The sequence below is a fragment of the Acinetobacter sp. PC34 genome, assembly GCF_051789135.1.
In the GTDB taxonomy this organism is placed as follows: domain Bacteria; phylum Pseudomonadota; class Gammaproteobacteria; order Pseudomonadales; family Moraxellaceae; genus Acinetobacter; species Acinetobacter johnsonii.
Genome location: NZ_CP196664.1, coordinates 1,937,506 through 1,957,150 on the forward strand (window position 1 = coordinate 1,937,506; position 19,645 = coordinate 1,957,150).

Annotated in this window: 15 protein-coding genes, 1 tRNA gene and 1 pseudogene; 4 read left to right on the forward strand and 13 right to left on the reverse strand. The window is 40.4% G+C overall.

Going from position 1 to position 19,645, the window contains the following annotated elements; genetic code table 11:
- Nucleotides 1–8: 8 nt before the first annotated feature.
- A complete protein-coding gene (locus tag ACSC9N_RS09430) occupies nucleotides 9–287 on the forward strand; it encodes an HTH domain-containing protein (protein WP_010326477.1) in 279 nt (92 codons plus the stop codon).
- A gap of 34 nt (nucleotides 288–321) precedes the next feature.
- Here the strand turns inward: ACSC9N_RS09430 and ACSC9N_RS09435 are convergent, their stop codons facing one another.
- From ACSC9N_RS09435 to efp, 9 genes and pseudogenes are all read right to left on the reverse strand, one after another.
- On the reverse strand, nucleotides 322–1,347 hold the full coding sequence (locus ACSC9N_RS09435) for a tyrosine-type recombinase/integrase (RefSeq protein ID WP_010326476.1): 1,026 nt from the start codon (nucleotides 1,345–1,347) through the stop codon (nucleotides 322–324).
- Between the two features lie 143 nt (nucleotides 1,348–1,490).
- A tRNA-Val gene (locus ACSC9N_RS09440) sits at nucleotides 1,491–1,567 on the reverse strand.
- A gap of 43 nt (nucleotides 1,568–1,610) precedes the next feature.
- On the reverse strand, nucleotides 1,611–3,602 hold the full coding sequence (locus tag ACSC9N_RS09445) for a transglutaminase family protein (protein ID WP_010326475.1): 1,992 nt from the start codon (nucleotides 3,600–3,602) through the stop codon (nucleotides 1,611–1,613).
- A gap of 10 nt (nucleotides 3,603–3,612) precedes the next feature.
- Nucleotides 3,613–4,512, reverse strand: coding sequence for a DUF58 domain-containing protein (locus ACSC9N_RS09450; RefSeq protein ID WP_010326474.1), 900 nt, complete (start codon nucleotides 4,510–4,512; stop codon nucleotides 3,613–3,615).
- Nucleotides 4,513–4,528: 16 nt separating this feature from the next.
- Nucleotides 4,529–5,485, reverse strand: a complete 957-nt coding sequence (locus tag ACSC9N_RS09455) for an AAA family ATPase (protein ID WP_010326473.1) — start codon at nucleotides 5,483–5,485, stop codon at nucleotides 4,529–4,531.
- A gap of 120 nt (nucleotides 5,486–5,605) precedes the next feature.
- Nucleotides 5,606–6,624, reverse strand: a pseudogene (locus ACSC9N_RS09460) (2-dehydropantoate 2-reductase).
- A 241-nt stretch (nucleotides 6,625–6,865) separates the two neighbouring features.
- Nucleotides 6,866–7,168 carry a YbdD/YjiX family protein gene (locus ACSC9N_RS09465; protein WP_004693572.1) on the reverse strand — a complete coding sequence of 101 codons (303 nt, stop codon included), beginning with the start codon at nucleotides 7,166–7,168 and terminating at the stop codon, nucleotides 6,866–6,868.
- Between the two features lie 10 nt (nucleotides 7,169–7,178).
- A complete protein-coding gene (locus tag ACSC9N_RS09470) occupies nucleotides 7,179–9,281 on the reverse strand; it encodes a carbon starvation CstA family protein (protein ID WP_010326470.1) in 2,103 nt (700 codons plus the stop codon).
- 168 nt (nucleotides 9,282–9,449) lie between these two features.
- Nucleotides 9,450–10,019 carry an elongation factor P gene (efp, locus tag ACSC9N_RS09475; RefSeq protein ID WP_004693574.1) on the reverse strand — a complete coding sequence of 190 codons (570 nt, stop codon included), beginning with the start codon at nucleotides 10,017–10,019 and terminating at the stop codon, nucleotides 9,450–9,452.
- A 309-nt stretch (nucleotides 10,020–10,328) separates the two neighbouring features.
- Between efp and epmB the strand changes: the two genes are divergently transcribed.
- The 3 genes from epmB to ACSC9N_RS09490 are packed head-to-tail and all read left to right on the forward strand — an operon-like array spanning nucleotide 10,329 to nucleotide 15,216.
- The gene (gene epmB / locus ACSC9N_RS09480; protein ID WP_010326469.1) at nucleotides 10,329–11,345 is read left to right on the forward strand and encodes an EF-P beta-lysylation protein EpmB; all 1,017 of its coding nucleotides are present in this window, start codon (nucleotides 10,329–10,331) and stop codon (nucleotides 11,343–11,345) included.
- A 17-nt stretch (nucleotides 11,346–11,362) separates the two neighbouring features.
- Nucleotides 11,363–13,108: a hypothetical protein gene (locus ACSC9N_RS09485; RefSeq protein WP_029574994.1), complete on the forward strand. Its 1,746-nt coding sequence runs from the start codon at nucleotides 11,363–11,365 to the stop codon at nucleotides 13,106–13,108.
- Nucleotides 13,090–15,216: a sensor domain-containing phosphodiesterase gene (locus ACSC9N_RS09490; RefSeq protein ID WP_058952069.1), complete on the forward strand. Its 2,127-nt coding sequence runs from the start codon at nucleotides 13,090–13,092 to the stop codon at nucleotides 15,214–15,216. Before ACSC9N_RS09485 ends, ACSC9N_RS09490 begins: the two co-directional genes overlap by 19 nt.
- A gap of 147 nt (nucleotides 15,217–15,363) precedes the next feature.
- Here ACSC9N_RS09490 and rpmE read toward each other — a convergent pair whose 3' ends face one another.
- From rpmE to ACSC9N_RS09510, 4 genes are all read right to left on the reverse strand, one after another.
- On the reverse strand, nucleotides 15,364–15,591 hold the full coding sequence (gene rpmE / locus ACSC9N_RS09495) for a 50S ribosomal protein L31 (protein ID WP_004693579.1): 228 nt from the start codon (nucleotides 15,589–15,591) through the stop codon (nucleotides 15,364–15,366).
- A gap of 205 nt (nucleotides 15,592–15,796) precedes the next feature.
- Entirely contained in the window at nucleotides 15,797–16,777 is a 981-nt protein-coding gene (locus tag ACSC9N_RS09500) for a bile acid:sodium symporter family protein (protein ID WP_010326467.1), read from the reverse strand.
- Nucleotides 16,778–16,944: 167 nt separating this feature from the next.
- Complete coding sequence (gloA, locus tag ACSC9N_RS09505) at nucleotides 16,945–17,346, reverse strand: lactoylglutathione lyase (RefSeq protein WP_010326466.1); 402 nt, start codon at nucleotides 17,344–17,346, stop codon at nucleotides 16,945–16,947.
- 121 nt (nucleotides 17,347–17,467) lie between these two features.
- On the reverse strand, nucleotides 17,468–19,609 hold the full coding sequence (locus ACSC9N_RS09510; protein ID WP_010326465.1) for an AmpG family muropeptide MFS transporter: 2,142 nt from the start codon (nucleotides 19,607–19,609) through the stop codon (nucleotides 17,468–17,470).
- Nucleotides 19,610–19,645: the final 36 nt, after the last annotated feature.

Genomic DNA, 19,645 nt, shown 5'->3' on the forward strand with positions numbered 1-19,645 from the left:
AGGCATAAATGGCTGAGTATGTGATTACGGTTGAAGCCGACCGAGCACCTGAAATTTTATTGGGGCAAAAGCTTTTTGGTGGCAAAGTGACTGCATTAAATTTGGGTAAACGTAAACTCGTGTCGGCATCAGAACTTGCTAAAAAGTATGGTTTATCTAACACGACCGTTAGAACCAAACTGGCCACTATTAACCAGGGAACTTGTGGGAAACATTTATACGATCCAGAAATGGCAGATGCCATGCTCACCAAGAACACACGCACCCATAACCGTAGAAAAAACTAAGTAAAAGAATTAAAAATACCCGCCTTGTGCGGGTTTAATTTTCTCGATTAAATGCTTCCACCAAATCTTCAGCATTTGGGTTGTAGTAAGTATTTACCAAGACTTCAATTTTCTTATGGCCAGTAATTTTCGCTAAAATCTCTACTGGCAATTTACGCACCCGTACCATACGCGTAATCGCCTCATGGCGCGTATCATGAAAGTGCAAACCATTCAGACCAATCGCTGCTTTTCTCTTTTCCCACATCAACCGAAAGGCATTTTCAGTCTGTGGAATAACTTTCTTTCCATCATGTTTAATTAAATCGAGTAGTGCCCTGGCTTCTTCAGACAAAGGTACATTGCGCGGTTCACCATTTTTTGTTTTAGGCAGATGAATATGACGTTCATGCACATCCTTCTTTTCTAGTGAAATCAGCTCACCACGACGTAAGGCAGTTTCTAAGGCAAATAAGAAACCCCAAGCAACATAGTGCTGCGGTAAAACCGGTGTATCACCGACTTCATAATCTAGTGCTTTCAGCACCAGTGCAACTTCAGACGGATGGATCCGTCGAGATCTGGCCTTAGGTTTCTTCGGCTTGGTAATGAGCATCCATTGATTGTCATCGAGTAGAAATAGCTCTTTCTGAGCATAGGTAAAAATTGCGCTATAAAAAGAGATCTCTTTTAAAACAGTATTTGCCCCAACTTGAGTCAAACGTCGATTACGCCAGTTGGTTAATTGCTTGGGAGAAATATCATGTACCGATGTACCAGACAGAAAGCCAAATTTCTCATCAAAGGTACTAACCTGTCCTTTAATCCAATTCCTTGAACTCTTGGACTCCCTAAACTGGCCAACGTGCTCATAATAATGATCGACCAACTCTCTAAAGGTAAATTTAGGCTTTATCCCTTGCTCTACTTCTTTCGTAGCAATTTTTGACTCTAAAAATTTTGTCGCAGCCCAATGCTCACATTCTTTAATAGTGTCACGGGTACAGGAGATTCTTTTTCCATCAATTTGGATTTGAATACGGTAAACATCGCCTCTTTTTACGGGCTTTGGGATTTTCATTGGGGAAATCTTGGTGCATTTCTGGGGAAGTTTATTAATTATTTCTACTATTTTTTGAAATATCTAGGGAAAACAACAAAATTCAAACCATAAAAAAAGGGCCTACAAGTCGTTGAAATTGCTTGTAAACCCTTTGTATATCTTGGTAGGTATATCCAGACTCGAACTGGAGACCTCTACGATGTCAACGTAGCGCTCTAACCAACTGAGCTATACACCTGAAGTAAAAGCATAATATTCACTTTTAAAAAGTATGACAAGCGCTATTTCTTGTTTTTTAAAGCAGATGCACAAGTTTTAAGCACTCGTTTAAATTGTTGAATATTTTTTGAATTCAACCTATTGGAATAACGCATTTGCTGATAATAATCAGCCGCCTGCTTAAATAAAACTTGCTGTTCAGGTTTAACGTCTTGAGCTAAACGCAACAACCATTTGTTTACCGTTTCGGCATCTTGTTTACGCTGCTCAGTTGTTAAGCTTCGAGAAAAAGATTGAATGACAATGTCATATTCAGAAGTTTGAGCACGTTTACGGCAAAATATAACCCACCAGTACAGTAAAACTAACCCACCAATGCTAATAATAATCAGCAATACCAATGAATAAGTGGATTGGAGTCCTAGCTTCTGCAACCAACCTCGTTGAGCCTCTGCATTATAGCCAACCACCTTACTTTGCCATTGGTAACTTGCATAGTCACTCCAAATGCGGATTTTGTTTAATACCGAATAGCGCTGTACATTCCATCGACTACTCTCACCCCAAACACTGGCATCTTGGCTCATTAAATCTTGCATACCCTGTTCAATACGCTGCGGTGCAATCATGGCTGTTGGGTCATAGCGTTTCCAGCGCCCATCCACAAAGACTTCCGTCCATGCATGCGCATCTAACTGTCGAACTTCCCAACTTTTTGCATTTGGTGAAGGCTGACCACCTTGATACCCAACCACAATACGTGCTGGAATTCCTGCATAACGCATCAGCATCACGAAGCTAGAAGCATAATGTTCACAAAAACCTTGTTTGGATTGAAACAAAAATTCATCAATACGATGCTGCCCCAACAAACCTGGTTGCAAGGTATAGCTAAAACCATTGTTGCGATACCATTGCAAAACATTTTGGATATAACGTTTCGGGTTCTCGTTACTTTGCTTAAGCAGCTGTTGTGCCAATTGCTGCGCTTTCAAGTCCATGTGCTCAGGCGCTTTTAAGTTTATGCTTCGTTGTATCTTAGATAATTCACTTTGGGAAAATTGAACATTTCCCATCCATTGCAATGCAATAGGTTCCACACGCTGCACTTGACGATAAGCCTGAATACTCCAATCCTGACGTAGCTGATAACGTCGCTCTAAGGGTTGTGAATATTCCAATGCCATAATCCACGGAATCGCGACATCAGCGGGTAAATATTGATAGTTCCATTTTTTGGATGTAGAGATTTGCGTTAATGTATCATCCGAAATACTTTGTTGATTAATAAAACTACTGGTCCACTTTTGCCCATCATATTGATCTAAGACCATCGCGCGCCAATAAAGCTCTGAACGATTTGGGAGCTGAGTGACATCACCAATAATACGAAAAGCCAAATGACTGGACTGGGATAATTGCGCAATATCTCCAGGTGACATACTGTCACTCATGCCTGTCACTGCTTTATTTTCAGGAATGGGAATATGCCAAAGTGGGGGTAAACGCGGAAAAAAGATAAACAGCAGCACAAAAAAAGGCAGTGCGAGACCTACAAATTTAATGACGTGTTTTGCATCTTGCCTTAATGCCATACGATTCGAGTTTTCAGATGCAAAAGCATGGGTTTGCACTCGATACAGCCCCAACAAACAACTCAATAAACACAGCAAAACCATGGCAGCCGTCATAAATGACTGACTATATAAAAACATACTCGCCGCAACAAATAAAGCAAAGTTAAACAAAATGATCACATCACGCTGCGTTTTTGTTTCTAAGGCTTTCGCAAAGAGAAAGATGCTTAAAACAGCTACGCCCGCTTCTACCCCTAAAAAGCTTTGATAGCTCCAAAAAGTGACCGCTAGAACAACAAGGGTCAAAATGTAAATTGCCCATTTCGGGAAATGGTTGCCCGTGGATTTCATGAAATACCATAGACAGCCGATACAAATGGCGAAAATGACACTCAATAGCACAGGACTAAAACTTAGTTGTGTGATCCAAATCAAACTTAGTGTCAGTACAATGGCAATACGAATAGAAGAATGCATACTGTTCTCGCTATGCCTGCGCCAAAAGTAATTTGGCTTGAAGGTATTGTTCTCGTCCTATCCCTTTGGCTAGTTCAGTATGGGGGAAATACAGTGCATAGGCATACTGCAACTGCTCACATTGTTCAACCAAGCCCATCATCAAGCTTAACTTTTCTTCATGCGAAGGACTCGGCATATGTGCATAGTGAATGTCTAAACTGTGTTGATCCTGATGTTGCTCAAAGACTTTAATAAATAAACCTTGTCCTTGTGCCACTTGTTTCCATGAAACCGCCTGTAAAGAGTCGCCCTCTTTAAAATTTCGTAATTCTCGAAATTCATCCATGTCCGGTTCAAAACCGTGCTGTTGCTGTTTATTTTCTGCCGCTAAAGACTTAGCTTTAGGCGCTATCCACACAGGTGCTTGGATAAAAAAATAACTCCATGCACGAACGAGACCAAATGGATAAGTCGAGTAAATTTTAATCTCGGGAAAACTAAACTGTCCGCGCTCTTTTGGAAAAAAATTTAAATCGACCACCTGATGGGTATCTTGAATAAACAACTGTTCTATATGATCAGCATAAGCGAGCCAAAGGTATCGAGGCTGTGAATGCTGTTGTTTGAAATGCATTTGTAATTGCAATGCACTCTCAACCTGCCCTATTTCAGGCAATACAAGATCAACACTTAACCCATGTAGCTGTTTAAAGGTCAAATAAAAACTCATACACAGCACGGCACTGATTAAAAAACAAAACGCTAAAATTAAGTTATTGGCATAATTCACCCCAGCAATAAAGGTGATTAAAATCAGCACCACATATACATATCCTTGCTGATAAATAAACACCAGTACATCTTTTTGGGTCAGTTGTTTTTCAGCCTTAAATTTAAAGCGTTTATTGATCCAGTTTTGCCACAGCATGCGTCAGCTTATCCTATTAGTGAACTTTGACTTGCTTCATAAGCTGCTCAGTTTCAGCTTCACCCAGCCCAATACGATGCGCGGTCACTGCGACAAATACAGCCTGTACATCATCGGGTGTAACAAATGCACGGGCTTTAACCAGAGCATAGGCTTGTGCTGCTTTCTTCAAAGCCAGTACGCCACGTGTAGATAACCCATGTCGACCTTTACGAGTCTCAGCCACCAAATCTAAAATATAATCCAAGACTTCCTCAGACAAATAAATCTGTGGCACCAAAGTTTGTAAGGCAAGAATGTCTTGTTCAGAAAATACAGTCATCAACTGCTGAATCAAGTCATGACGGGATTGTTGCTGCAATAAAGCCTTTTCTGCCTGACGGGATGGATAACCCAAAGATAAACGCATAAGAAAACGGTCGAGCTGTGACTCTGGTAGTGCATAAGTTCCACTTTGAAAAAGTGGGTTTTGCGTTGCAATTACCCAAAAAGGCTGCGGTAGTACATAACGACTTGCATCGATTGTCACCACACCCTCTTCCATCGCCTCTAAGAGCGCACTCTGCGTTTTCGGACTACAGCGGTTAATTTCATCTGCGAGTAAAATTTGAGTAAAAATTGGCCCTTGCTTAAACTCAAACAGATGTTCTTTTTGGTTAAACATATTCACCCCAATCACATCGCTTGCCAGCATGTCATTGGTAAACTGAATCCGTTTAAATTGAAGACCAGCCAAATGGGCCAAGCTACTGGCCAATGTGGTTTTGCCTAAACCAGGCAAGTCTTCAAATAAGATATGCCCACCAGCTAAAAGGCTGCATAAGGCTAATTGGGTTTGTTGATTTTTATCTAAAACGATTTGATTAACTTGATTGAGGAATTCTTGGATTTTTGGATAAAAAATACTTAACTGTGATTCATCGAGCATGTCATATTGCAACGTTTCTACCGTTTTCTCTTTTCCCCAAAGCACCTTATTCTCCCCAATCAAAATATAAATCAAGGTTTAACATACAGGTTTTTCAACCATACTCAAAGATGATCCTTATAAATATTCAATGATTTGCGTATGAATGACTTACCTCACCTCAAGCTATTGTTTCGATGCCGATTTCAACTGATCTTTTACAGCATCTGCGCTCATTGAAAATGATAGAGATGATTTCTCTGCTTGCTTAATCAATTCTATGAGTCGTGCATTGATTGGAGCCTGTCTACCACATTGCTCTGCAAGTTTTAAAACCTCACCATTAATCCAGTCGACCTCTGTGGGGCGACCTGCAATTAAATCATCTTGCATAGACGACCGGGCTAGTGGATCGATTGCCAACATTTTACGACTTAATAATTTAAATAATGGATTGGGTAAACTCAGTAATTTTGGAATCAAATGGGTCGGAACTGCGGTTAACTTTGCAGGTTTAATTTGTGCATAATCAAGCAGTGCTAAGGCTTCCTGCTGCGCCATTGCCACACATGGGCGATATTTATGAATCGACAATTGTTCCTTTAACGGTTTTTTTGACAATACATTGATTGAATTATTTAAATTAAGTAAAAGCTTGGCCCACTGCACAGCCGGCATGTCTTTTTCAAAAACAATCTCTAACCCTGCTTTTTGAAATGCATTCTCAAGCAAATTTTGATTCGGATATTGCTTAACACTTAATGCACCAGAGGTACCTTGATGATAATGCCCAGCTTCTTGCGTGGCGACGTTAAAAGGAACCATTCCCTCTAAAATCATTTGCTCTTGCAAAACCCTTTTTAAAATAGGGACATTGCTTAAACCATTATGAAAGCTGATGATCAGCGGTATTTTAGTTCCTAAATATTCTTTAAGTTCATGCGCAACTTGTTCCGTTGCTGCCGATTTCACACAAATAAAAACAACATCAGCATTCACAACCTGAGCAGGATCAGTCGTTAGTTTGAGTTGATGAGGTGCAAGTTTGATCTTTTTGCCTAAATAATCAGTTAAGACTAAGCCCCATTGGGAAGCTCTGCATGAATACGTGGACGCGTGATAAAAGTAACATCATTACCTGCAGCAACCAACCTTCCGCCTAAATAACACCCAATGCTTCCAGCACCATAAATATATATTTTCATTCAATTTCCCTTTGCAAACATTCCAGTATTTTAAGAACTATAACAATCAAAAGCTGTCAAATATACAACATGAACCTTTTATGCCTCACACTCCGTGTTGCGTTATGATTTAAGCCGTGATGTAACAACTTGCTTCATGCAAAAAGTACACTGTCGAATCTAACACGAGCAACCGCATGTAATTGAGTATTTTCACAAAAAAAACGGCACCGAAGTGCCGTCTTTGAATTGATTAATTATATTAACATGGGCACTTTTTCATGCCATTCGTTGCAGATGGATAACGCGCATCCACACAATGACGATAAAAAGTTTTAGCATCCATCGCTTCTAAATCAGGATGGTGCTTTTTCATATGCTCCAAATAGTTTGGATAGTCAGGCACCCCCACCATCAAGCGGAAACTTTGCTGCAAACGTTGCCACAGCGTCGCAATTCGAGACCAATTTTTAGGGTTCAGAATCAAATCTTTCTGCGACATCACGGTCATTTTAATGATTTTATAAATCATCGTTTTTCCACTTTTAGCAAATTTTAGATTCATCTGACTCTCCTTAATGTCCAGCTTTTGATGGCTGAATGTCTTCAGGATCACGATAAATGGCTTCTGCTTCATGCACAGTCGGAACTGGGCTTGCCAATGCACGACGAATTACTCTAATCGCAGCAAAGAGCATCACGATCGCCACAATCATAAAGAATCCACACAGTGCAGCATTGATCTGATTCGACATCGCAACAGTTTGCATTTCAGCAACCGTTTTTGCTGGTGCTAAAATTTCATTGTTTGCAATTGCATTGTTAAAGCGTTCAGCTTGTGCCAAGAAACCAATTTTTGGATTTTCGTGGAAAATTTTCTGCCAGCCCGCGGTCATACAGGTTACCAACAAGAATACTGTCGGGACAATCGTGACCCATACATATTTCTCTTTCTTCATTTTGAAGAGGATAACCGTACCTAAGATCAATGCCATTGCCGCAAGCATTTGGTTACCCACACCAAACAGTGGCCATAAGCTATTGATGCCCCCGAGCGGATCGACGACACCTTGGTAAACAAAGAAGCCCCACCCTGAAACCGCAACTGCTGTACCCAACAAGTTTCCGAAAAAGTTATGTGAGTTTTTCACCGCAGGAATCACAATCCCAACTGTGTCTTGCACCATGAAACGACATGCACGCGTACCCGCATCAACAGCTGTTAAGATGAAAAGTGCTTCGAATAAAATGGCAAAGTGATACCAAAACGCCATCATTTCACGGCTATTGAAAATTTCCGTAATGATGTGAGCCATACCAATAGCAAAAGTTGGCGCACCGCCAGTACGTGAAAGAATGGTACTTTCACCCACTTCTTGAGCCAGTAAAGTTAATGTTTCTGGAGTAACAACAAAACCTAAGTTACGAACAGCTTCAGCTGCGGTGTCTACACTTGTACCCAGTAAAGCGGCTGGAGAGTTAATCGCAAAATACACACCTGGATCAAGCACTGCGGCACAGATCAGAGCCATGATTGCAACAAATGACTCCATGAGCATACCGCCATATCCGATCATACGAATATCACGCTCATTGTTCACAAGTTTCGGCGTGGTTCCAGACGACACTAATGCGTGGAAACCTGAAATTGCGCCACAGGCAATGGTAATAAATAAGAATGGGAACATTGAACCTGCAAACACAGGGCCTGTACCATCAATAAATTGCGTGAATGCTGGCAGCTTCATTTCTGGCATTGCGAAAATAATACCGACTGCCAAACCTGCAATAACACCAATCTTTAGGAAGGTTGATAAGTAATCGCGTGGTGCAAGCAATAACCACACAGGTAGTGCTGAAGCCACGAAACCATAAATAATCAGCGCCCAAGTCAACTGAGTGCCCGACAGTGTAAAGAACGCACCCCAATATGGATGCTGTGCAATATTTTCACCGTAGACAATACCGAGCATCATCAAAACGAAACCAATAATAGATACTTCTGCAATTTTACCCGGGCGGATAAAACGCATGTAAATCCCCATAAAGAGCGCAATTGGAATCGTTGCCGCAATACTAAATACGCCCCACGGGCTGTGTGCAAGTGCTTTGACCACGACCAGTGCCAAAACTGCAAGGATAATAATCATTACCCCCAACGCACCAAGCATAACCACAATCCCTGCAAAAGTTCCAAGCTCTTGCTTTGCCATTTCACCGAGTGAACGTCCATCACGACGGGTAGAAATAAACAACACCAAAAAGTCTTGTACTGCACCTGCAAGCACGACACCGACAAGTAACCAAATCGTGCCAGGTAAATAGCCCATTTGCGCTGCTAAAATAGGCCCTACTAATGGACCTGCACCTGCAATCGCTGCAAAGTGATGTCCAAATAGAACACTTTTGTTGGTTGGAACATAGTCCAGACCATCATTTAAACGATGCGCGGGAGTTAAGCGACGTTCATCAAGCTCAAAAACTTTATTTGCAATAAATAAACTATAGAAGCGATAAGCAATACTATAAATACAGCCCGCAGCAAGTACGAGCCAGATGGCATTGACATGCTCACCACGACTCAGTGCCAATATCCCAAAAGAGACTGCACCGACGATGGCTACCAGTAGCCAGATGATTTTTGAAGTCAGGGTTGACTTCGGCTGAACAGATTCCATTTCAATCCCTCATATTTGTTGCATTCAATCAGCGTCTTTAATTATTCGAGGTACTGCTGTTTTCCTTTGCGACTTTACTCTGCATCTCCTTGTTTTGATCTAATACTTTGGCATAAAAAAAGGGATGATTTTCATCATCCCTTCCGATAATAGTCTATTTTTAAACCATTATGCACGTTCTAAATAATCGCCAGTACGAGTATCTACACGAACGCTTTCTTCTTGCTGTACAAATAATGGAACACGTACTACAGCACCTGTTTCCAATTTTGCAGGTTTACCACCACCGCCAGAAGTATCACCACGTACACCCGGATCAGTTTCAACAATTTTCAAAACCACGAAGTTTGGTGGGTTTACTGTTAATGGCACGCCATTGAACAGCATAATAGTACATTTTTCATTTGAATCATCTTTTAACCATTTTGCAGCATCGCCCATTGCTGTTTTGTCAGCAGCGATCTGTTCAAATGATACAGGATCCATGAAGTTCCACATTTCGCCGTCGTTGTACAAGTATTCCATTTCCACTTCTACAATGTCAGCCGCTTCTAAAGAATCACCAGACTTAAATGTTTTTTCTAAAACTTTACCAGAACGTAAATTACGTAGTTTTACGCGGTTAAATGCTTGACCTTTACCTGGCTTTACATATTCATTTTCCATGATTGAACATGGGTTACCATCAAGCATAACCTTAAGGCCTGACTTGAAATCATTCGTAGAATAATAGGCCATGACTGGCGCACTCCAAACTAACTAACTTAAATATTTATGTCTTTATCTTAGACACCAAAGCTTTGTAAAGCAGGGCCATAAAGATAGGGCATCTTTTTTGATGCCTCGTATTGTAAATGAGCAAGGTGTTATGAAGCAATGAAAATCCACTGCCTATAAGCCGAAGATCTTGATAAAATAGCCCTGTTCCGCGTGTTTTTGTGTATTGAAAAAGCCTTTTTAGACCACGCACATCCGAACAACTCGTTTCGACATCACCCGATTTGATGACCTAACTTTCTTTTGACCTAGTATTTGACCCCTTATTGCATGACTCATTATTTGTACCAAGAGCAAAATTGGCAAGCTCAACTCAGTGATTTAATTACTGACCCTTTAGAATTACTTAACATTCTAGAGCTTTCTCCTGAGCAACTGCTGTCAGGCGCACTGCTTGCATCAACCCAATTTAAACTCCGTGTTCCCCGTGCTTTTGTGACAAGAATGCAAAAAGGTAATCCGCTTGATCCTTTACTCCTTCAAGTCCTGCCCCATCATCTTGAGCTGGAAGAACATCCCGACTTTGTGACTGACCCTTTGGGTGAGGAACAAGCCAACCAACAACCTGGTGTTTTGCACAAATATAAAACTCGTTTTTTACTGACGCTGACTGGGGCATGTGCCGTTCATTGTCGTTACTGTTTTCGTCGACATTTCCCCTATCAAGAGAACCTACCAAAGTCAGAAGATTGGATCAATATTCAACACTATATTCAGTCTCAACCTGACATTAATGAGGTCATTTTGAGTGGCGGAGACCCCTTAACGCTGTCCAATCGTAAAATAAAATTATGGATTGAACGTTTAGAAAGTATTCCCCAACTTAAATTTTTGAGAATTCACTCACGAGTTCCTATCGTAATGCCTAACCGTGTCGATGAAGAGCTAATTTCCATCTTAAAAAACAGTAGGCTGCGCATTATTCTAGTGGTACACTCAAATCATGCATCGGAATTGGATGATTTTACCTGCCGTCAATTACAGCAATTAGTCGCAGAAAAAATCACCGTTTTCAATCAGGCGGTTTTGTTGAAAGGGGTCAATGATCACGTTCAAATTTTGACAGATTTGAGCTACCGTTTATTCGATGCAGGTGTATTGCCATACTATTTACATGTTTTAGATAAAGTAAAAGGGGCTCACCATTTTGATTTAAACTCGCAAGACATTGATTCTCTGTATCAAGGATTATTGGCGAATCTACCCGGCTATCTGGTTCCCAAGCTGGTCAGAGAAATTGCGGGAGAAAAGAATAAGACACCACTTTTCGGGGTTTCAACTTTTTGAGTTAAATAATAACGATGATGACGACGAGTACTTCAGATATCTTCCAAAAACCAACCGAATTAAAGTTGGATAAGCTTAGTTTTTGCCCAAGCACAGTCAAAGGCTTACAAGAATGGTTAGCAAACTTATCCATTTTACAATTGGGTGACTCTTCTCGTTCCTTATTTCAAGCATTACTTGAAGTCTCCGAACTTCAAGTCAGCGAAACACTTCGCTTTGATTTAGTTCAAGTACTGCATCCAAATTTGGAAAATGTGCTTACCAGTTTAGAGAAACATTTTTTTAATCAAGGCCTCATCACCACTGACCGAAATGACCATATTATTGAGCTTGCCTTATTAATGCGTAGTCATTTTGCTAAAGTCTATATCGACATTGCAAAACGTGTTTCTCAGCAAATCACTCAAAATAAGTTTTCTCTATTTGCTTTTAATCAAAAAAAGAACCTACAAACGGCTCGAACCGTATCGAGTTATTATGCTTTACAACAACTGTCACTGTTGTTGTACCAACAACACTTGCTCTATAGTTCTCCTATTCCGGGGCAGTGGCTAGCAGCTCATCAGCTCTTAGATTCTGCTATCCAAAATAACTTCTATTTGACCAACATTAATCAAATACAAGGCACGCAGCATCAGCTCAACAATATTAGCCAAGCCTATGCGCAGCTCATTCTATTGGATATTTTTAATACCCATCAAATCCGTCCAGGTGAAATTCAAGGACTATTTTTGTGTAGTTTTGATTGGGCTAAGCTGATTCAAATATTACCTAAAGAAACCACCTTATCTCGCTATATTGTCGATGCATCAAAAGACTACCCGCCGACCTATAATTCTCAAAAAAATAGTCATATTCAGCCGAATATTTTTATATCGACACAAGCTCTGCTTGATCATCTCTCGGAGATGCAAACCAAACGCGCTGAGCCACTGTCGCGTGATGAGAAGATTTTCCTTACCCCTGCTTTGCATTTTCACATTCATAACTTATTGACCAATAATATTGAACGTAAGCATGAACGATATGAATACTCGGCCCAATTACAAATTTGTTTTGGCCTGTCAGTCGCACATTTCTATTTGTCTAAAGGCAAGAACTTTAATGAAACTTTAGAGCTAGAAGGTAACTACAACTTTCAAAATGAAAGTCACCTGATCAACTCCATGAACAGTAATATTCCTGTGGAAACAAGTTCTGCTCGTATGATTGATCGTGAGTCGAAACAAATCTACCCTGCCGAAGTTTTAGATATTAGTGTGAATGGTTACCGTATTCGCTGGACTGGACCAACACCTGCGCATTTAAAAACAGGTGAGTTTATTTTGGTTCAAGAAAATGCACATAGCCAATGGCGCGGTGGTGTGATTCGCTGGATTAAACAATCAAGTGAGAAAAGCTTGGAACTGGGTTTAGAAATCTTAGCGCAAGATCTTTTCCCATGTGCTGTTATGGTAAAAACAGACCGAACTACTCAGAACTATCAGCCTGCATTATTGGTACAAACGTCCCAACTAGACGAAGTACAAACCAGCCTCATTGTGCCAGGTTCGAATATGTACAGAGAAAAACAAACCATTCACTTACGCCTAGGTGATGAAGATCTTAAAATTTATTTAGTAAAAGCACATTTAATTACGCAAAGTTTTATTCGTTTTGATTATGAATTGTTGAATGACCAACAAGAGCCATTGGTTCAAAGTTTTATTCAAAAGCAAATGAATGCTATTAAGAATCACGATTTATGGGAAGCATTGAAGTGAGAAATCCATTATTATCTAAAAAGTTAAAACGTACGGAAACACGTTTACTCATTATTGATGATAATCAGATCCGTTATAACCAAATTCGTGACCTTTTAACTTCTAGCGATCATCAAGTCCATGCCACCTTACTGGATGACTTACAAAACTTTGAAAAACAGCTTCATCTGCCTTGGGACGTGGTAATTTTTGGTCGCGCCTATGACCTAAAGTATGAACAAGCACTAACTTTGATTCGCAACTCTAACCAAGTCAATTTACCACTAATTTTATTAAAGCCCGATGAATATCAATCAACCCAATACGCAAGTTTTATTCGTAAAGGGGTCTATGATATTTTGGACTTAGAAGAAGCGGATAACTTTTACTTAGGTCTACTGCGTGCACTGTCATTAAGTCGTTTATTGCAAAGCCAACAACAACTCATGAATGAGCTTGAAACAGCGCAAAACCAAGCACAGGCTTTAGTTGAAGAAAGTAATAAAGCCATTGCTTTAATTCAAGAAGGGATTCATGTTTCAGCCAATGCTGAATACTTACAACTGTTCGGCTTAAGCTCTGAAGATGATATTATCGGTCAACCTTTGCTTGATATTCTCCAGCCGAAAGATGTAAACGATTTTAAAATCCGTTTTAAGAAAATTTCACAAGGTCAGTTTGATTTAGGTGCTTTTGAAGTTGCTACTCTCAATAGCAATGCCCAAACTCACAATCCTTTAAAAGTTGAGTTTTTAACTGCGCCTGAAGATGATGCGCTCCAACTGACGATTGAAGCCGAATCTGAACGCTCTGCTGCTCCATCAGTCAACACTGAAAATCATGCGATACAACCTAATACGTATCAACAAATTAACCGTGCTATGACCAAACAACCTTCTGATCTGAATGCCTTAGTTAGCTTTGCACTCAGCTCTTGTCCAGATGAAATTTTTAAAGCCAACTGGGCAACCACGCGTGATTATTTTAACAATATTTACAGCTTTTTAAATGAACAAACTCATATTCCTCTGTTTAAGGCGGGTGGGCAAACCATCGTTGGTTTATTCCAAGCAGAATCACAGGCCAAACTTGAATCTAAGCTGATTGCGTTAAATGCGCTCACCAAACCACAACTCATTACCGTAGAAAACAATAGCTATCCAGTAAATTTGCGCATTGGCTATACTTTATTGAAAGGTGAAATTTCAAATCAAGATCAGTTTGAAAACTTATTGTGCTCAGCCTTTAAAACCGCTTTACCGACCAATCAAGACGATTGCGAAATTGAGCAAAAAGCCAGTATTGACATGCCTGTGATTGAGTTGATCAACCCTACTGTCAGCGATACTTTAGACACTCAAAAAACAGCAAATGAACCTACGGTGCTTAAAGCCTTACATCTTGCATTAGAGCGTGGCGAGATTCATCTTAAATATCAACAGCTTTACGACAAAGAAGACACTAATTTATACACCTATGAAGTTACTAGTGGCTTTATTTATGGTAATACGTGGAAAAATATATCGAGCCTCAAAGAGTTAAGTGAAGACCACGAACTGTCTATTAAACTTGACCGCTGGATTTTAGTTGAGTCGTGTAAACAGCTACACAATTTTATCACTCAGTATCCTGAAGCAAAGTTGATTGTAAATTTAAACAAAGCCGTACTGTTGAATGACCGCTCTTTCCCTGAATTTATCGCCAAACTGATTACCATTGTACGCAGTAAGTTAAGTCACCCAATTACCCTTCAGTTCTCTGAGGATGATATCAGCCAGAACATTGCTGAAGCGCAAAAATACATTGCCCAGCTTCGCCAATATGGTGCTGAAGTTTCGATTCGTGACTTTGGTAATAGCATTTATAGTGAATCTATTCTACGTCAGCTCGATATCAACAATCTCACCTTACATGAAAACTTAACTCGCATGCTCAGTAGCGACGCCAACACGGAAGAGTTGCAAGAAAAAGTTGCGGTATATCATCAATTGAAAAACATTCAAATTATGTTACGTGATCTGAATGATATGACGTCATTTGCCAATGCATGGAATGTCGATGCCCGCTTCATTCAAGGCGATTATTTCCAAAAGAAACTCGATCATCTGATTGATGTGCAGGATCAGTAAAGCTTTGACCTTGGATACTAACCTCTAAATTTCAAGACCCCTATACGGGGTCTTTTATTATATGGTCTAACTAGCAGCCCTATGACTCTGTATTCAAATATCATAGGCATAAAAAAACGGGCAAATGCCCGTTTTTTTCTTTTGCTATTAGTCGCGTTTGATAGAACGTGACATGCCAGCAAAACGTTGTTTGAACTTGTCGATACGACCGCCAGTGTCAACGTTCTTTTGCTTACCAGTGTAGAATGGGTGGCAAGCTGAACATACGTCTAGGTAAACAGTTTCTTTACCAAGTGCTGAACGAGTTTCGATTACGTTACCGCAAGAACATGTAGCAACTAAAGTTTGGTATTTTGGGTGAATATCGGCGCGCATCGTCGATTACTCCATAAAAATTAAAGAAGGTTTTGCTGTCATCGCAATTGATCACTCTCAAAATTGAGGAAAGGACCACTTAATTAAATTAAGTTGCAGATCAACACCATAACAGACCATTCTTTTGGCCCACCGAGACGGATACCGTCAGAGCTAAGCACAACAAGTGGCAAATATTATACGAGATATAGTATCAGATAGCCAATTATTCTTTCGTTTCAATTTCAGATTGCTTGGCCCAATAGTTAGCAATAATCCCACACACCATCAGCTGGATTTGATGAAAAATCATAATCGGTAAAACAATCATCCCCAAAGGTTGTCCAATAAAAAGAATCTGTGCCATTGGAACACCACTAGCCAAAGTCTTTTTTGAACCACAGAAAAAAATGGTTTTCTGATCGGCACGGTTAAAGCCTAACCAACGTGGTAAAAACAACCCAAGCAACATAATAATCGTCAATAAGACTGAACACACAATAATCAATAGGATTAACGTACCAACACTCACCTCTTGCCATAGGCCCGCTACCACAGCACTGCTGAAAGCACCGTACACCACCATTAATATCGAACCCTGATCGAATGCTTTGACGATGCTTGGCATTTTCTGCATATACGGAAATACATATGGTCGAAGTAACTGCCCAAGGACAAACGGAACTAGCAGCAATAAGGTAATTTGAAGTATAGACGAGGTTGGATCAAAACCATGCTCTGATTGCCCCAAAATAAAAAAAGCCACCATCACAGGGGTAATAAACATCCCAATCAAATTTGAGAATGAAGCACTACATACCGCCCCAGCCACATTGCCTTGCGCGACCGAAGTAAACGCAATTGAAGACTGTACTGTCGATGGCAAAAAGCACATAAACAAAAAGCCCCAATACAACTCCTGCCCAAGTAGTGGTACCAATACAGGTTTAGCAAGCAAACCTAAAACGGGAAAAAGGATGAAGGTAAATGCAAAAACCAAAGCATGGAGTTTCCAATGCATCATGCCCTGAATCACCGCTTCACGGGATAGTTTAGCGCCATGCAAAAAGAATAATATAGCAATCGCGACCGTCGTCAATACACCAAATACACTGGCGGCTTGGCCTGAAACAGGGACTAAGCTGGCTAAGAGCACCATAACAAATAGCAATAACGTAAACCGATCGAGTGCCAATAATTTCAACATACCAACATCCTGTCATTCCTCTAAAAATGAAAAAGCCCAGTGACTCATTTACCTTTGGGTAAATTCATCTTACTGAGCTATATAAGTAAAGCTAGCTTTTACAGGATATGTTCAATATTTTTTTAATTAATACTGTGCATACACACTGCATATGACCTAATAACGGCTTAGTTATTACGTGCATTACTATCTTGTTGAATCAGTTCAATTTTATAACCATCCGGATCTTCTACAAAGGCAATAACCGTTACACCACCCTTCATTGGTCCAGCTTCACGCACGACATTACCACCGCGCGCTTTGATTTCCTCACAAGCTTTATATGCATCGTCTACCGCAATAGCAATATGACCATAAGCATTGCCCAATTCATAACTGTCCGTATCCCAGTTATGTGTCAGCTCTAAAACCGTATGATTTTCTTCATCACCATAACCCACAAATGCCAAAGTAAAACGACCTTCTTCGTAATCACGCTTACGAAGTAAAGTCATACCAAGCACTTCAGTATAGAACGCCAAAGATTGTTCTAAATTGCCTACACGTAGCATGGTATGTAGCATGCGCATGGAATTTCCTCATGATTTATTCTCAGCCACCAATATAGGCAAAACCGTCCTATATTTCAAACCTCAACCATAAAAAAGTAGCCACAAGAGCTACTTTTTTAATTCGAGACAAGTCGATGCTTTAACTTTGTTCAGCGGCATGCTCTCGTAGAAGTTTCGCCACCCAGACCACTAAGATTAAAATTGGGATTCCAATGAGTGTGGTCAGCAAGAAGAAATTTGGATAGCCAATATTGGACACAATTGTCCCCGAATATCCACCTAGAATTTTAGGTGTTAACGTCATCAATGAACTAAAAATCGCATACTGAACAGCAGTGAAAGATACGCTGGTCAAACTTGATAGAAATGCAATAAATGCAGCACCGGCTAAACCTGATGCCAAGTTATCGACAATAATCGCAAAATACAGCCAGTTTGAACTATATTCCTTAATCACCTTCCCTTTAACTTCTAACTGTCCATCAACTGCTTTATTCAAGTTGATTGGCTGAAGATCAACATCTAGAGTTGCAGATTTTTCAGCTGCAGGATCCACCTGATAATTCAGTGCAGTGTGTTGTTGCGCACGCTCATTTTGCATCAATACAGCATTCAGCTTTTTAGAGTTTGAATCAAGGAGCTGTTTCACAGGGATTGCCGCACTAAATACACCTTCTTTGTCTAACTTTGTATCAAAGCTTTGACCATCTAAGCTCAATTTAATACTTTGGTTTTCAGCCAGTGTAGCAAGGTATTGACCTCTTACCACGATGCTTCCTTCAGACTCTCGTTGATTAATCACATTATCAGCCGTGATCGGAAGCAACAGCAATACCCTAGATGCACCCGTTTGACTGATATAAGGCAATGTGACCGAGACAGGCTGTGAAGTATCATTTTGAAAACTGGCCGTTGCAGTTAGACTTTCATTTGCCTGAAGCTGCTTAACAGGAACCTTAATTGTCCATGCACCTGTCTCATCCGCTTGAGTTTTGAAACTTTGCTCACCGACATTGATCACAACATCATTTAAAGGTTGTCCTGATTTGACCAAGCCAATAAAGATGAGATTGGTTGAACTGGCCAAGATTGCTCCGACAAACATCAATTTCATGATGTTCATACGCTGCGCCAGTAGTCCTCCTAAAAAACCACCAACCAAACTAAAAATCACCCCATAAACTTTCACCGCTTCAGCAATCTGTTCTTTGGTAAAGTTTAAGTCTTGATAAAACACATTGGAGATCACACCTGCAATAATGTCGGAAATACGGTAAAATCCAATCAACAACAGCAATACCAACGCCAATTTCACGCCATAACGCTTAAAGAAGTCTGCAACAGGATTCACCCATGTTTCATAGGCCATTTGTTTGTTCACAGCACCCATTTTGACTAGGCTTGAACCCACTAAAAATGCAACAGCACCAGAGCCAATAAAACGTAAAGCCTCAAAACAAAACAGTGCAAAACTATCTTTGATCGACCAGAGCTGAATCAGCATTTCAGTTAAGTTGCCTGAATAAATATAGCTCAGTACAAAACTCACCACAGACACAAAGAAAACTGCCACTAAACGATAATAATCTACTCGTTTATATTCTTTACGTACCCGATCAACTTGTGGCTCACGTATGCATAAAGTGGTTGCGATCCCGACCAACATGACCGCCGCCATTGCCAAATACGTCCACTTCCACGCCTCATAAATATAGTTACCTTTGGCTGTACCCAAATAAGCCGCTAAAAATAACGCACCCGCACCTGCAACGATCATGCCGATGCGATAACCAGCGTTATAAGTTGAAGCCAACACTGTTTGCATTTGCGTTTCTGCCAGCTCAATACGATAGGCATCAATCACAATATCTTGTGTCGCAGCAGAAAAACCTAAAAGCACCGCACCCGCAGCCATTTGGTAAAGATAACTCTGACCAAGAGACGGATCTGAAAAAGCCATGATAGAAATGGCACAGATAATTAAGAGTTGTGCGATCAATAGCCATGCACGGCGACGACCCAATAATTTGGTTAGCACTGGTACAGGTAATTCATCGACCAAAGGGGCCCAAACAAATTTGAATGAATAACCCAGAGCAGCCCAACTAAAAAAAGTCACAGCGCTCTTATCGATACCTGCCTCACCTAACCATAAAGATAAGCTCGAGAAAATTAACAGGATTGGGATACCTGCTGAGAAACCCAAAAACAGCATGATCAACGCACGGCGATCTAAAAATGCAGTAAAGGCGGATTTCCATCCTGAAGATTGTGTTGTCATTACGTTTTTGTTGTCTTAAAACCAATGCTGCTATTC

What these genes read in the sequence shown, in the direction of transcription:
- ACSC9N_RS09430 (WP_010326477.1), top strand. Translation starts at nt 9, where the DNA reads ATGGCTGAGTATGTGATTACGGTTGAAGCCGACCGAGCACCTGAAATT.
- ACSC9N_RS09435 (WP_010326476.1), bottom strand. Translation starts at nt 1,347, where the DNA reads ATGAAAATCCCAAAGCCCGTAAAAAGAGGCGATGTTTACCGTATTCAA.
- ACSC9N_RS09445 (WP_010326475.1), bottom strand. Translation starts at nt 3,602, where the DNA reads ATGCATTCTTCTATTCGTATTGCCATTGTACTGACACTAAGTTTGATT.
- ACSC9N_RS09450 (WP_010326474.1), bottom strand. Translation starts at nt 4,512, where the DNA reads ATGCTGTGGCAAAACTGGATCAATAAACGCTTTAAATTTAAGGCTGAA.
- ACSC9N_RS09465 (WP_004693572.1), bottom strand. Translation starts at nt 7,168, where the DNA reads ATGAATCTAAAATTTGCTAAAAGTGGAAAAACGATGATTTATAAAATC.
- ACSC9N_RS09470 (WP_010326470.1), bottom strand. Translation starts at nt 9,281, where the DNA reads ATGGAATCTGTTCAGCCGAAGTCAACCCTGACTTCAAAAATCATCTGG.
- efp (WP_004693574.1), bottom strand. Translation starts at nt 10,019, where the DNA reads ATGGCCTATTATTCTACGAATGATTTCAAGTCAGGCCTTAAGGTTATG.
- epmB (WP_010326469.1), top strand. Translation starts at nt 10,329, where the DNA reads ATGACTCATTATTTGTACCAAGAGCAAAATTGGCAAGCTCAACTCAGT.
- ACSC9N_RS09485 (WP_029574994.1), top strand. Translation starts at nt 11,363, where the DNA reads ATGACGACGAGTACTTCAGATATCTTCCAAAAACCAACCGAATTAAAG.
- ACSC9N_RS09490 (WP_058952069.1), top strand. Translation starts at nt 13,090, where the DNA reads ATGGGAAGCATTGAAGTGAGAAATCCATTATTATCTAAAAAGTTAAAA.
- rpmE (WP_004693579.1), bottom strand. Translation starts at nt 15,591, where the DNA reads ATGCGCGCCGATATTCACCCAAAATACCAAACTTTAGTTGCTACATGT.
- ACSC9N_RS09500 (WP_010326467.1), bottom strand. Translation starts at nt 16,777, where the DNA reads ATGTTGAAATTATTGGCACTCGATCGGTTTACGTTATTGCTATTTGTT.
- gloA (WP_010326466.1), bottom strand. Translation starts at nt 17,346, where the DNA reads ATGCGCATGCTACATACCATGCTACGTGTAGGCAATTTAGAACAATCT.
- ACSC9N_RS09510 (WP_010326465.1), bottom strand. Translation starts at nt 19,609, where the DNA reads ATGACAACACAATCTTCAGGATGGAAATCCGCCTTTACTGCATTTTTA.